This window comes from Vagococcus sp. JNUCC 83 (genome assembly GCF_053667615.1).
Genome location: NZ_CM132204.1, coordinates 1,399,870 through 1,414,262, shown reverse-complemented (window position 1 = coordinate 1,414,262; position 14,393 = coordinate 1,399,870). Strand labels below are relative to the sequence as shown.

Genomic DNA, 14,393 nt, shown 5'->3' with positions numbered 1-14,393 from the left:
GCTCCAAGAAATTTAGTGTCAACATCAATTTGATGTTAAAATGATGATATAAAGAAAAAGAAGGGTGGATATCACATGTATCCTTTAGCTATCGATGTTGGTACGACCAATATAAAATTACAAATTTTTGAAAAAGACACTATTATCGAGCAACTCAATTTACCAATAGAGACATTTACTAATCGAGGAAATAAAGTGTTTCAAAGTCCAGGACAAATCTATCGTCAAATCGTTCGAGGGATTAGAACATTAACGCAAGAAGGGTATAATATTGATTCCGTGGTTTTAACAACAGCTATGCATAGTATTATGCCTGTTGTTGAGGGAAAAGACGAAGAGATGTATATTTGGCTTGATGCACAAAGTAAGCCGTTTGTTGATGACATAAAAACTGAGAAAGATTATCTGAAATATTATAGGAAAACGGGAACACCTATTCATGAGATGTCACCATTTGCCAAAATTGGGCATTTTAAAAAAGAAAAATGGTTTAAAGATGTCATTCGTTGGGTTGGGATGAAAGACTACTTAATGGAGAAATTAACGGGTAATTTCGTTGTTGATTATTCTATCGCCTCAGCAACTGGTTTATTTAATATCCATGATAAAACATGGGACAAAGATATACTGGAAAACTTAGCGATTAATGAGTCATTATTAGCTAAGTTAGTTGATACAGGCTACTATGCGCCATTGTTAGAGACTGTTGCTGATGACATGTTCTTGACACCTAATATTCCTGTGTACATAGGAGCAAGTGATGGCTGTCTGGCAAGTTACGCAAGCTACGTGGCTAATGGAACGCTAAATACTATAACTATTGGAACGAGTGGGGCTGTTCGAAAACTATCAAAAACCATTGAGTTAGATGACTCTGGACAAACATTTTGTTATTACTTAAATGATACCTATTGGGTCATCGGTGGAGCGACAAACAATGGTGGTCAAATTATGACATGGGCAGAGTCTATCTTCTTTGAAGGACAATCTATTTATCAAGAATTAAACGGTTCGCTTAATTTATCACCTATTGGAAGTGATGGCTTGCTATTTTTCCCATACTTAGCTGGAGAAAGGGCGCCAATTTGGCAATCAACACCACAAGGGCAGTTTATAGGCTTAAGTTTAGAGCACACAAAACATCACATGGTTCGTAGCGTGATTGAAGGGATTTTTTATAATTTACGCTATATTAGTGAGCTGGTTGAGTTAGAGCCTAGAGAGATAACAATCAATGGGGGATTTTTCTCTAATGAATTATTGACTATGATGGCTGCGGATATTTTTGGTCAAAATGTGGTTCAATCCATTTACAATGAACCAAATTTTGGGGCAATTAATTTAATCAATCCTGTTAAAACATATTTATTATCAGATCATCGTCGAACATTTTACACTGAAGAAAATCATTATCTTTATAATAAAAGTTATAATAGCTTTAAAAAAGAGTTAGAAACGAACATTAAAAACAAATAATTGATTAAATTTACGTATATTTTTGACAGAGTTTTTATCACTTGTTACAATGAAAAAAAAGATAGATTGGAGAGTAATCATGAGTGATATAGCTGTAATTATGGGGAGTATGTCAGACTGGGAAACAATGAAAGAGGCCTGTGATATTCTAGATAAATTTAATGTTTCTTATGATAAAAAGATTGTTTCGGCACATCGAACGCCCGATTTAATGTTCGTTTTTTCAAAAGAATCAGAAGAAAAAGGTTATAAAGTGATTATTGCAGGGGCAGGAGGAGCAGCTCACTTGCCAGGCATGGTAGCTGCATTAACCACATTACCAGTTATAGGGGTTCCTGTAGAATCAAAAAGTTTAAAAGGAATGGATTCTTTACTATCTATTGTTCAAATGCCAGGTGGAATTCCGGTTGCTACAACGGCTATTGGAAAACCAGGAGCAAAAAATGCAGGACTATTGGCAGTACAAATACTTGGTATTAATGATGAAAAAATAAGAGAAAAACTTCATGATTATCGTGCATCATTAAAAGAAAAAGTATTAGAAAGTGGTGACTCTTTTGAATAAGACCATTCTACCTCCGCAAACAATCGGTATTATTGGTGGAGGACAATTAGGGCAAATGATGGCGCTTAGTGCAAAAGAAAAAGGATTTGAAGTTGGTGTGCTTGATCCAAATAGTAATTGTCCAGCAGCACAGGTTTCTGATTGGCATATATTGGCTGATTATGATGATGTCGAGGCAATTAATGAGTTAGCTGAGCGCTCAGATTTATTGACGTATGAATTTGAAAATGTTAATGCTGATGTATTGATACCATTTGAGAAAATAGGTAAGTTACCTCAAGGGTTGAAACTTCTTAGAATTTCACAAAATCGTCAGTTGGAAAAAGAATTTTTAGTGAAACATGCTATTCCAGTATCACCGTTTAAAGTAGTATCTTCAATCAATCAATTAGAAGAGTCTGTGTCAGAGTTAGGTGTACCTTGTGTGTTAAAAACCATTGTCGGTGGGTATGATGGAAAAGGACAAATTGTATTGCATTCAAAAGAAGACATTGAAACGTGTGTAGAACTTTTAAACCAAAGTACTTGTATACTAGAAAAGTGGGTACCATTTGAAAAGGAAATTTCAGTGATTGTGTCAAACAATCTTAATAATGAAGTGAGCGTGTTTCCGGTTGCTGAAAACCATCATTTGAATAATATTTTATTTACAAGCATCGCTCCAGCCAGAATAAGCATTGAGTGCCAAGAAGAAGCCATACGACTCGCAAAATCGATTAGTCATGAACTAAATGCATGTGGGACGATAGCTATTGAAATGTTTGTCACAAAAGATGAAGAGATTATTGTTAATGAAATTGCGCCAAGGCCACATAACTCTGGACATTATACGATTGAAGCATGCTCAACTAGTCAATTTGATACGCACATCTTAGGAATCTGTCAGTGGGCAATGCCTGACATTGATTTATTCTCACCAGCTATCATGGTTAATCTTATTGGTGAAGAACAAACAAAAGCAAAACAAGTCGTGACTGAAAAAAATAATTGGAATTTTCATTTTTATGGAAAAAAAGTTGAAAAACCAGGTAGAAAAATGGGTCACATTACGATATTATCAAATAGTATTTCAGACACACTAAAAGAGATTGAAACTCAAAATATTTGGCAATAAGAAAGGAAAAAGCAATGATAGAACGTTATACTCGTAAAGAAATGGGAAATATTTGGTCAGATGACAACCGTTATGCAGCCTGGCTAGAGGTTGAAATATTAGCAGCTGAGGCATGGGCTAGTTTAGGAGAAATTCCAAAAGAGGATACCGTATTAATAAGAGAAAATGCGACATTCGACATTGACCGTATTCTAGAAATAGAGCAAGAAACACGTCATGATGTTGTGGCATTTACACGTGCTGTTTCTGAAAGTTTAGGACAAGAAAGAAAATGGGTGCACTATGGTTTAACAAGTACTGATGTTGTCGACACAGCTTATGGGTATTTAATGAAACAAGCTAATGATATTTTACGCAAAGATTTAGCTGACTTTTTAGATGTCATAAAAGAAAAAGCGTTGGAACACAAATACACTGTTATGATGGGACGAACTCATGGAGTCCACGCTGAACCAACGACGTTTGGTCTCAAACTGGCTCTATGGTATTCTGAAATGAAGAGAAATATTAAACGTTTTGATCATGCAGCTAAAGGTGTTGAAGCTGGAAAAATCAGTGGGGCAGTCGGAACATTTGCTAATACGCCACCTGAAGTCGAAGCATTTGTTTGTGAAAAATTAGGGATTAGACCTCAAGAAATTTCGACCCAAGTGTTACCTCGTGATTTACATGCTGAGTATATAGCAACCATTGCATTGATTGGTACGAGTATTGAAAAATTTGCGACAGAAATTAGAGGATTGCAAAAATCAGAAACACGTGAAGTAGAAGAATTTTTTGCAAAGGGGCAAAAAGGCTCATCAGCAATGCCACATAAACGGAATCCAATTGGATCAGAAAATATGACTGGTTTAGCTCGTGTCTTGCGTGGGCATGTAGTCACAGCGTATGAAAATGTGTCTTTATGGCATGAAAGAGATATTTCTCACTCATCTGCTGAGCGTATTATTATCCCAGATTCAACGATTTTACTTGATTATATGCTACAACGTTTTACTAATATTGTTAAAAATCTAACTGTTTTCCCTGAAAACATGAAACGCAATATGAATGCGACGTTTGGATTAATATACAGTCAAAGAGTTTTATTAAAATTAATTGATAAAGGGATGTCTCGTGAAGAAGCATATGATTTAGTTCAACCTAAAACAGCTGTTTCATGGGACGAACAAACTGATTTTAGGCCGTTACTAGAAGCTGATGAAAAAATCATGTCTGTTTTATCTAAAGAAGAATTAGATGATGCGTTTGATTATAACTACCATTTGAAACATGTAAATGATTTGTTTGATAGAGTAGGATTAGAAAAATAATAAGTAAAAGCTCGCGAAATTTAGTTTCGCGAGCTTTTATTTATAATAAATAACATAAAAAAGCGAACGATAAAATGATTAGTTAGATAAATCGTTAATAAATAATTGACGTTCAAAAAAACTCTTGTTACTATATACTTGTTAAATGAATAATATTGTCTGTTTATTTTTAAATGTTCACGAATATGAAAGGAAGAAACGAAAAATGTCAGAAGTTTTATATTTAGGTAAGGCTAAAAGCGTACATTCTACCAAAAAAAAAGATGAGTTAAGACTTGTTTATCTAGATCAGGCAACGGCATTGAATGGTAAGAAAAAAGACGAAATTACTGGAAAAGGACAGTTAAATAACCAAATAACTTCAGAAGTTTTCAAGTTTTTATCGTCTAAAGGAATTGAGCATCATTGGATTAAACAGCTAAGTGAGACCGAGCAATTAGTCAAAGCAGTTGATATTATTCCATTAGAGGTCGTTGTGCGAAATATTTCAGCAGGAAGTTTTGCCAAACGTTTTGGTGTAGAAGAGGGATTAGTATTACCAAAGCCGATTTTAGAATTTTATTATAAAGATGATGCACTAGATGATCCTTTTATGAATGAAGATCATATTGATTATTTAAACATTGCATCAATAGAAGATGTCGCTTTTATTAAAGACCGAGCGTTAAAAATTGATCAGGCATTAAAAGAGTTATTTTCATCCATTAATTTAACGTTAGTAGATTTTAAATTAGAGTTTGGACGTGACAATGAGGGACATATTATTCTAGCCGACGAAGTAACGCCAGATACGTGTCGTTTATGGGATAAAACTACAGGAGTATCTCTAGATAAAGATGTTTATCGTAAAGATACAGGTGATTTGGTGAGTGTATATAAAGAAGTAGAAAAACGATTAAAAGAAAGAAGAGGAAACTAATCATGTTTAAAGTAAGAGTATATGTAAATTATAAGGCATCGATTTTAGACCCACAGGCGGCAGTTATCGAAGGAGCGATTAAACGTTTAGGTGAAGATGGTGTATCTGATATTAAAGTTGGAAAAGTATTTGACTTCTTAATTAAAGCAAGTCATGCGGAAGAAGCTAGAGAAAAAGTAGAAAAAATTAGTGACCAGTTGTTAGCTAATCCAAATATGGAGATGTATGATTTTACGATTACGGAGGTAAATTAGCCATGACTAAATTTGGTGTTGTCGTGTTTCCAGGGTCAAATGGAGATCAAGATTTATTACTAGCGATTGAAGACGTGATAGGTGAAGAAGCAGAATATGTGTCGCACAGAGAAACAGACTTATCTGGTTATGATGTTATTTTATTGCCAGGTGGATTTTCTTATGGTGATTATTTACGATGTGGTGCGATTGCTAAGTCGAGCCCAGTTATGGAGGCTGTAAAAGAATTTGCTAAGGAAGGTAAGCCTGTATTTGGTACATGTAACGGGTTCCAAATATTAACAGAAACAGGGCTTTTACCAGGTGTTTTATTAAATAATACATCATTGAAATTTATTTGTGGGATGCAGGACTTAACTGTTGTAAACAACCAAACGATGTTTAGCAATAGCTATCAAGAAAATGAAGTTATCACTTTACCAATTGCTCATGGAGAGGGAAATTATTATTGTGATGACGACACATTAAAAGAATTAAAAGCAAATAATCAAATTATTTTTACTTATAAAGGAACAAATCCCAATGGTAGTCTTGAAGACATTGCTGGTATTACGAATAAAGAAGGGAACGTGATAGGATTAATGCCGCATCCTGAACGTGCGATGGAAGACTTACTAGGAAGCTCAGACGGAAAAAAATTATTTCAATCAATCGTAAATCATTTAAGAAAGGTGACAGCATAACATGGTAAAAACACAAACAATGACACCAGAAGAAGTAAGAGACTCGAAAATTTATCAAGAGTGGGGATTAAAAGACTCTGAGTATAAATATATCGCAGATTCAATATTAGGACGTTTACCTAATTACACCGAAACTGGTTTATTTGCAGTAATGTGGAGTGAACACTGTTCTTATAAAAATAGTAAACCAGTATTAAAACACTTTCCAACATCAAATCAGCATGTACTACAAGGTCCGGGTGAGGGAGCAGGTATTGTTGATATAGGTGATGGATTAGCTGTTGTATTTAAAGCTGAAAGTCATAATCACCCATCAGCTGTTGAACCTTATGAAGGAGCAGCAACAGGTGTTGGCGGAATCATTCGAGATATTTTTAGTATGGGTGCTAGACCGATTGCCATGCTTAATTCTTTACGTTTTGGAGAAATAGAAACAAATAGAACGAAATATTTGATAGAAAAAGTCGTAGCCGGTATTGGTGGGTACGGTAATAGTATTGGTATCCCTACAGTTGGTGGAGAAGTTGCCTTTGATGCGTGTTATGAGGGAAATCCCTTAGTTAATGCCATGTGTGTGGGTTTGATTAAGCATGAAGATATTCAAAAAGGACAAGCAAAAGGCGTTGGCAATCCGATTATGTATGTTGGTGCAAAAACAGGACGTGATGGGATTCATGGCGCAACATTTGCGTCAGTAGAGTTTGTTGAAGGTGAGGAACAACAACGCTCAGCTGTACAAGTTGGTGACCCATTTATGGAAAAAGGATTAATGGAAGCATGTCTTGATTTGATTTTAAATCACTCAGATTGTTTAGTTGGAATTCAAGACATGGGAGCAGCTGGATTAGTGTCATCAAGTTCTGAAATGGCTTCAAAAGCTGGATCTGGTTTGGAACTATATTTAGATGATGTTCCCCAACGTGAAACAGAGATGACACCTTATGAGATGATGTTATCTGAGTCACAAGAAAGAATGTTACTGTGTATTAAAAAAGGAAAAGAAAAACAAGTCATCGATTTATTTGAATCTTATGGCTTAGATGCTGTGACGATTGGTCATGTGACAAATGATAAACGCTACAAACTATTTTTCCAAGGAGAAAAAGTAGCAGATATTCCTGTAGATTCTTTAGCTGAAGATGCACCAGTTTATCATAATGAGCAAGAAAAACCAAAACGTATGATTCAATTTGAAAAAGAAGAAACCTTCATACCTAACATAACAGATTTAAAAAAAGTAACGTTGGATTTATTAGCTCAACCAACCATTGCATCTAAAAAATCATTGTATGAAACTTATGATTCGCAAGTTCGTACTAATACAGTGATTGGACCTGGTAGTGATGCTGCAGTATTGCGTGTAAGAGGCACAAACAAAGCTCTTGCCATGACAACCGATTGCAATGCCAGATATTTATATCTAAACCCTAAAGAGGGTGGAAAAATGGCAGTGAGTGAAGCCGCTAGAAATATTGTTGCAAGTGGAGCAAGACCACTAGCTATTACAGACTGTTTAAATTTTGGTTCTCCAGAAAAACCAGAAGGATTCTATGAATTAGATCAAGCAGCACGAGGAATTTCTCAAGCATGTGAAGCATTTGACACACCAGTTATTTCTGGAAATGTGTCACTTTATAATGAGACAAATAATCAATCAATTTATCCTACACCAATGATTGGAATGGTAGGGGTGGTTGAGGAGTTATCTCATGTGACAACACAAGATTTTAAAAAAGAAAATGATTTGATTTATGTCTTAGGTGAAACAAATGACGATTTTTCAGGTAGTGAAATTCAAAAATTAATGACAGGCTCTATTTCAGGTGTATTATCACCTGTAAACTTAGAAGATGAGGTCATTATCCAATCGAAACTGCTTAATGCCATCCAATCTGGTTATGTATCTAGTGCTCATGATTGTGCTGAAGGTGGGTTATTAATTAGTCTTATTGAATCCACTTTTGGTAACGAATTGGGCATTGACATTAAGACAGATTTAGCAAGCAGTTTATTGTTCTCTGAAACATCTGGCCGGTTTGTTGTCAGTGTTGCTCCTGAAAATAAAGAAGCATTTGAAACATTGTTAAAAGATGATGCAACATATTTAGGACAGGTAACATCTAGTGGAATGATTCAAGTTCAAACCTCTGATAATGAATTTGAATTACCAGTCAGTCAAGCCAAAAAAGTATGGGAGGAAGCAATACCATGTCTCATGAAATAAAAGGAATAAATGAAGAATGTGGTGTGTTTGGTGTCTGGAATCATAAAGATGCAAGTCAAATCACTTATTATGGTTTACATAGTTTGCAACATAGAGGACAAGAAGGAGCGGGGATTGTTTCATTAGAAAACAATCGCCTGCATGGTCATCGTGGTTTGGGGTTACTACACGAGGTGTTCGCTAATCCAGAAACGTTACGTGAATTAAAAGGGACATCAGCAATTGGTCACGTTCGTTATGGTACAAGTGGAGAAGAGGATATTATAAACATTCAACCATTTCTTTTTCGTTTTTATGATGGGGATATTGCCTTAGCTCATAATGGAAATTTGATTAATGCGAAAACATTGAGAAAAGAGTTGGAAAAAGACGGTGCAATTTTTCATTCGAACTCTGATACAGAAATCTTAATGCATTTAATTCGTCGTAGTGCAAAGGATACCTTTATAGATAAATTATCTGAAGCTCTAAACAGTGTTAAAGGTGGCTTTGCATATCTTTTATTAACAGATGATGCTATGTATGCAGCACTTGATCCAAATGCTTTTAGGCCATTATCAATAGGTAGACTGTCAAATGGTGCTTATGTGATTTCGAGTGAAACATGTGCATTAGACACAATAGGTGCGACTTTTGTAAGAGATGTAGAACCTGGAGAAATTATTGAAATTAATGACAAAGGTCTTCATAGTCATCGTTTTACAACGGATACTATGTATTCTATTTGTTCAATGGAATATATCTATTTTGCGAGACCTGATTCTAATATTAAAGGAATTAATGTTCATTCTGCTCGTAAAAGAATGGGAAAAAGATTAGCTCAAGAATACCCTGTAGAAGCTGATATGGTTATTGGTGTTCCAAATAGTTCATTATCAGCAGCTAGTGGGTATGCTGAAGAAAGCTCAATTCCATATGAAATGGGATTGGTTAAAAATCAGTATGTAGCAAGAACCTTTATTCAACCAACTCAAGAATTAAGAGAAGAAGGTGTGCGCCTTAAACTCTCTGCTGTTCGTGGAGTAGTCGAAGGAAAACGTGTTATTTTAGTGGATGATTCGATTGTCCGAGGAACGACTTCAAAACGGATTGTTCGCCTGTTAAAAGAGGCTGGTGCCAAAGAAGTACACGTTCGTATTTCTTCTCCACCATTAGCTTATCCATGTTTTTATGGTATAGATATCCAAACTAAGGAAGAATTAATTGCTGCAAATTATTCGACTGAAAAAATTCACGAGATTATCGAAGCTGATTCACTAGAATTTTTAAGTGAAGATGGATTGATTGAGTCGATTGGACTAAATTTAGATGCACCATACAATGGTTTATGTATGGCTTATTTTAATGGTGACTACCCAACACCTTTATATGATTATGAATACAGAGAAAACAAGGAGGGCTAATATGTCAACTGCATACGAAAAATCAGGAGTGAATGTCGAAGCTGGATATGAAGTAGTAGAAAGAATTAAAGCTCATACAAAAAGAACAGAACGTTTAGGGATGATGAGTGCATTAGGTGGCTTTGGTGGGTGTTTTGATTTAAGTCAATATTCAGTGAAAGAGCCTGTGCTTGTTTCTGGAACAGATGGAGTTGGAACAAAACTGATGTTAGCTATCGAGGCTGATAAGCATGACACAATAGGGATTGACTGTGTGGCAATGTGTGCCAATGATATTTTAGCACAGGGAGCAGAACCATTATTCTTTTTGGATTATATTGCAACGGGAAAAACGTATCCAGAAAAAATTGAAAAAATAGTTGAAGGTGTCGCAACTGGCTGTGTGGAATCAAAGATGGCTTTAATTGGTGGAGAAACAGCAGAAATGCCTGATATGTATGGTGAAAATGATTATGATTTAGCAGGATTTGCAGTAGGACTAGCAGAAAAATCTGAGTTAATTGATTCATCTACTATTACCGAAGGAGATGTTTTAATAGGGATTGCTTCAAGTGGAATTCACTCAAACGGTTTTTCATTAGTTAGAAAAATATTGTTTAAAGATAATGACTACACTTTAGATACTAAATTAGAAGAGCTATCTGAAAAAACATTAGAGGACGTTTTATTGACACCTACTAAATTATATATAAAGAGTGTGTTACCTCTTATCAAGATGAAAAAAATCAAAGGCATTGCTCATATTACGGGTGGAGGCTTTTATGAAAATATTCCTAGAATGTTACCAGATAATATATCAGCCACAATCGAAAAAGGAACATGGCCCGTTTTACCAATCTTTAATGTATTACAAAAGTTAGGAAATATTAGTGAAAAAGATATGTTTAGTACATTTAACATGGGAATTGGTATGGTATTAGCAATTGATAAAGAAGACGTTCAAACTGTGTTAGATTACATCAACGATAACGGTGAGCATGCTTATGCGATTGGTCAAGTGGGATTAGGAAAGACTGGTACTGTTCATTTTAAAGGAGAGAGAGTATGAGATTTGCTGTTTTTGCCTCAGGTAATGGATCTAACTTTGAAGCAATCGTTAAAGCAAGTCAACAAGGACTTATTTCAGGAGAACTAGCTTGTTTATTTTGTGATAAAAAACAGGCTTATGTTATAGAGCGAGCAAAAAAGTATGATATCCCTTATTTTGTTATAGAAAAATTACCCGAGCAAACAAAAGAAGAGTATGAAACAGCTATTTTGACGATGTTAATTAATGAGAAAATCGACCTAATTGTTTTAGCTGGTTATATGAAAATTATTGGACCAACGTTGTTAGATCATTATAAAAAAAGAATCATTAATCTACATCCTTCTTTGTTACCGAAATATCCAGGGAATAAAAGCATCAAAGAAGCCTATGAGGGTTCTGATGAAAAAACGGGTGTAACTATTCATCTAGTGGATGAAGGGGTTGATACTGGCCCGATTATTTATCAGGAGAGTATTCCGATTAATCGTCAGATGACTTTAGAAGAGCTTGAAGAAGAGATGCATCAACTTGAGCATAGAGTGTTACCAACTATATTAAATCAATTTATCTTGGAGGAATTTGATCATGTCTAAAAAGCACGCATTGATTAGTGTTTATGATAAAACAGGAGTTGAAAACTTCGCAACAGAATTAGTGAACTTAGGGTACGATATTATCTCTACAGGAGGAACTAAAAAAGCATTAGAACAAGCAGGAATTAAGTGTTTAAGTGTTGAAGAAATAACAAACTTTCCTGAAATGTTAGATGGCCGAGTAAAAACTCTACATCCAATGATCCATGGAGGATTATTAGCTAGAAGAGACAATCCAGAACATATGAACACCTTAAAAGAGCATCAGATTGACACGATCGACTTAGTTTGTGTTAATTTGTATCCTTTTAAAGAAACAATCGCTCAACCAGATGTGACTCAAAATGAAGCAATTGAACAAATTGATATTGGTGGGCCAAGTATGTTGCGAAGTGCTGCTAAAAATTTTGCAAGTGTGACAGTTATTGTGGATAGCCTTGACTACGATGTTGTGCTATCAGAGCTCAAAGACTCAGGTGATACAACATTAAAAACACGTCAATATTTGGCAGCAAAAGTTTTTTCAACAACCTCTAGTTACGATAATGCGATAGCAAATTATTTGAATGATAGTGCTAAAGACAACTCAGATTTACCAGATAAATTATCATTGGAATATTATAAAGCAGATACTTTAAGATATGGTGAAAATAATCATCAAAAAGCCTATTTTTATCAATCAACAGATAACCAGTCAGAAACAGGTATTGGTACAGCTAAACAACTTCATGGTAAAGAACTATCCTATAACAATATTAAAGATGCTAATGCTGCGATTCATTTAGTAAAAGAATATAGTGAACCGACAGTTGTGGCTGTAAAACATATGAATCCTTGTGGTGTTGGGTTTGGAAAAACGATTCATGAAGCTTATAGTTTAGCCTACGAAAGTGATCCAATTTCTATTTTTGGTGGAGTCCTAGCTTTTAACCGAGAAATTGATGCTGATTTAGCAGATACTCTAAACCATCTGTTCTTAGAAATTATTATCGCACCAAGTTTTACTGATGGTGCCCTAGAGTTATTAATGAAAAAGAAAAATAGACGATTGCTTCAACTAGATACAACAACACCAAATCAACCAGAATGGGAATTAGTCAGTGTATCTGGAGGATTGCTTATTCAAGAATCTGATACATCTGTTGATGACGAAACACAATGGAGTGTTGTCACAAAAACATTGCCTACCGCAGAAGAAATAGATGCACTGAAAAAAATGTGGTTAGTTGTAAAATCTGTTAAGAGTAATGCAATCGTTGTTGGAAATAATCACCACACATTAGGTATTGGAGCAGGTCAAATGAATCGTGTTGGTTCGGTAAAATTAGCTGTTGATCAGGCAGGAGATTTGGCTAAGGGTGCTGTTCTTGCAAGTGATGCCTTTTTTCCAATGCCAGACAGTGTCGAATATGCTGCGAAACATGGTATTAAAGCCATCATTCATCCAGGCGGTAGTGTGAAGGATCAAGAGTCAATAGATGTTGCCAATGACTATGGAATAGCGATGATAGTAACAGGTAAAAGACACTTTAAACACTAAGAGGAGAAAATGTGATGAAAAGACAATTACTAGTGATTGGTAGTGGTGGTAGAGAACACGCGATAAGTAAGAAGCTATTAAAAAGTCCGTTAGTTGAGACAGTCTATTGTTTACCAGGAAATGCTGGTATGGAGTATGATGGTATAAAACTGGTTAATGCATCTGAAAATGATCAAGAATTTATCGTTGATTTTTGTCAAAAGCATCATATTAACTGGGTATTTGTTGGTCCAGAAGTTCCATTAATTGAAGGGTTAGTCGATTTGTTGGAAGAAAATAACATCAAAGCATTTGGTCCAACTCAACGAGCGGCTATTATTGAAGGGTCAAAAGATTTTTCAAAACAATTGATGATGAAATATAACATCCCTACAGCCGCTTATCAAACGTTTACAGACTATAAAAAAGCGATTGACTATTTATCAACACAAGATTTCCCAATTGTCATAAAAGCAGATGGTCTTGCAGCAGGTAAAGGGGTAGTTATTGCTGAAGCATTTGATGATGCTAAGCAAGCAGTTGAAGATAATTTATTAAACAATGTATTTGGCAGTGTTTGTCCTAAAATCGTTATTGAAGAGTTTTTAGTGGGTAAAGAATTTTCTTTATTATCTTTTGTTGGAAAAAACGTTGTGTATCCTATGGTAGTAGCTAAAGATCACAAAGCAATTTTTGATGGAGATAAGGGGCCAAATACTGGAGGAATGGGTGTTTATAGTCCTGTTCCTTATGTCAATGAAGACGTGTACCAAGAAGCATTAAAAAATATTGTGTACCCAACTGTTGAAGCAATGAAAAAAGAAGAACGTTTATTTCAAGGCATCCTTTATACGGGACTGATTTTAACTAAGGATGGTCCTAAAGTAATCGAATATAATGCCCGGTTTGGTGACCCAGAGACCCAAGTTTTATTAGAAAGATTAGAGACGGATTTAGTTGAAGTCATTGAAGCAATTTTTGATAATAAGGAAATTGATGTTTCTTGGAAAAATAGAGGATTTGATTTAGGTGTCGTTGTCTCAGCAAAAGGCTATCCTGGGGCATATGATAAAGGTAAGAACTTAGATATTCAACTAGAAAATAATACTGTAAACTTATTTTTTGCAGGAGTCGATAAAAAAGATAACCATCTTGTGTCAAATGGTGGGCGGGTTTTTATGGTAGAAAGTAGTGGAGAAACTTTAGAAGAAGCGCGAGAAAATGTTTATAGTTGGCTTTCTAAACAACGACTTGAAGAGTTTTATTATAGAAAAGATATTGGGAAATAAAACAAGCAGTC

13 protein-coding genes are annotated in these 14,393 nt (G+C 35.1%); all 13 read left to right on the top strand.

The annotated features are described in order from the left end of the window. Positions 1 to 75: 75 nt before the first annotated feature. The 13 genes from JNUCC83_RS06860 to purD all read left to right on the top strand — a co-directional run bounded on the left by JNUCC83_RS06860 (position 76) and on the right by purD (position 14,382). Entirely contained in the window at positions 76 to 1,476 is a 1,401-nt protein-coding gene (locus tag JNUCC83_RS06860; RefSeq protein WP_454459314.1) for a gluconokinase, read from the top strand. A 76-nt stretch (positions 1,477 to 1,552) separates the two neighbouring features. After that, positions 1,553 to 2,041, top strand: coding sequence for a 5-(carboxyamino)imidazole ribonucleotide mutase (purE, locus tag JNUCC83_RS06855; RefSeq protein WP_454461340.1), 489 nt, complete (start codon positions 1,553 to 1,555; stop codon positions 2,039 to 2,041). Beyond that, positions 2,025 to 3,155: a 5-(carboxyamino)imidazole ribonucleotide synthase gene (gene purK / locus JNUCC83_RS06850; RefSeq protein ID WP_454459313.1), complete on the top strand. Its 1,131-nt coding sequence runs from the start codon at positions 2,025 to 2,027 to the stop codon at positions 3,153 to 3,155. Before purE ends, purK begins: the two co-directional genes overlap by 17 nt. 14 nt (positions 3,156 to 3,169) lie before the next feature. Beyond that, the gene (gene purB / locus JNUCC83_RS06845) at positions 3,170 to 4,468 is read left to right on the top strand and encodes an adenylosuccinate lyase (protein WP_454459312.1); all 1,299 of its coding nucleotides are present in this window, start codon (positions 3,170 to 3,172) and stop codon (positions 4,466 to 4,468) included. Positions 4,469 to 4,673: 205 nt separating this feature from the next. Next, the gene (gene purC, locus JNUCC83_RS06840; protein ID WP_454459311.1) at positions 4,674 to 5,387 is read left to right on the top strand and encodes a phosphoribosylaminoimidazolesuccinocarboxamide synthase; all 714 of its coding nucleotides are present in this window, start codon (positions 4,674 to 4,676) and stop codon (positions 5,385 to 5,387) included. A gap of 2 nt (positions 5,388 to 5,389) precedes the next feature. Further along, positions 5,390 to 5,641 carry a phosphoribosylformylglycinamidine synthase subunit PurS gene (gene purS, locus JNUCC83_RS06835; protein WP_454459310.1) on the top strand — a complete coding sequence of 84 codons (252 nt, stop codon included), beginning with the start codon at positions 5,390 to 5,392 and terminating at the stop codon, positions 5,639 to 5,641. 2 nt (positions 5,642 to 5,643) lie between these two features. Continuing rightward, positions 5,644 to 6,324, top strand: coding sequence for a phosphoribosylformylglycinamidine synthase subunit PurQ (gene purQ, locus JNUCC83_RS06830; protein WP_454459309.1), 681 nt, complete (start codon positions 5,644 to 5,646; stop codon positions 6,322 to 6,324). A 1-nt stretch (position 6,325) separates the two neighbouring features. Continuing rightward, entirely contained in the window at positions 6,326 to 8,548 is a 2,223-nt protein-coding gene (purL, locus tag JNUCC83_RS06825; protein ID WP_454459308.1) for a phosphoribosylformylglycinamidine synthase subunit PurL, read from the top strand. Beyond that, on the top strand, positions 8,533 to 9,951 hold the full coding sequence (gene purF / locus JNUCC83_RS06820) for an amidophosphoribosyltransferase (protein ID WP_454459307.1): 1,419 nt from the start codon (positions 8,533 to 8,535) through the stop codon (positions 9,949 to 9,951). Before purL ends, purF begins: the two co-directional genes overlap by 16 nt. Before the next feature lies 1 nt (position 9,952). After that, complete coding sequence (purM, locus tag JNUCC83_RS06815; protein ID WP_454459306.1) at positions 9,953 to 10,999, top strand: phosphoribosylformylglycinamidine cyclo-ligase; 1,047 nt, start codon at positions 9,953 to 9,955, stop codon at positions 10,997 to 10,999. After that, on the top strand, positions 10,996 to 11,574 hold the full coding sequence (purN, locus tag JNUCC83_RS06810) for a phosphoribosylglycinamide formyltransferase (protein WP_454459305.1): 579 nt from the start codon (positions 10,996 to 10,998) through the stop codon (positions 11,572 to 11,574). The genes purM and purN overlap by 4 nt, the downstream gene beginning before the upstream one ends. Further along, on the top strand, positions 11,567 to 13,114 hold the full coding sequence (gene purH / locus JNUCC83_RS06805) for a bifunctional phosphoribosylaminoimidazolecarboxamide formyltransferase/IMP cyclohydrolase (protein ID WP_454459304.1): 1,548 nt from the start codon (positions 11,567 to 11,569) through the stop codon (positions 13,112 to 13,114). Before purN ends, purH begins: the two co-directional genes overlap by 8 nt. Before the next feature lie 14 nt (positions 13,115 to 13,128). Continuing rightward, positions 13,129 to 14,382, top strand: coding sequence for a phosphoribosylamine--glycine ligase (gene purD, locus JNUCC83_RS06800; RefSeq protein ID WP_454459303.1), 1,254 nt, complete (start codon positions 13,129 to 13,131; stop codon positions 14,380 to 14,382). The last annotated feature ends 11 nt before the right edge of the window (positions 14,383 to 14,393 follow it).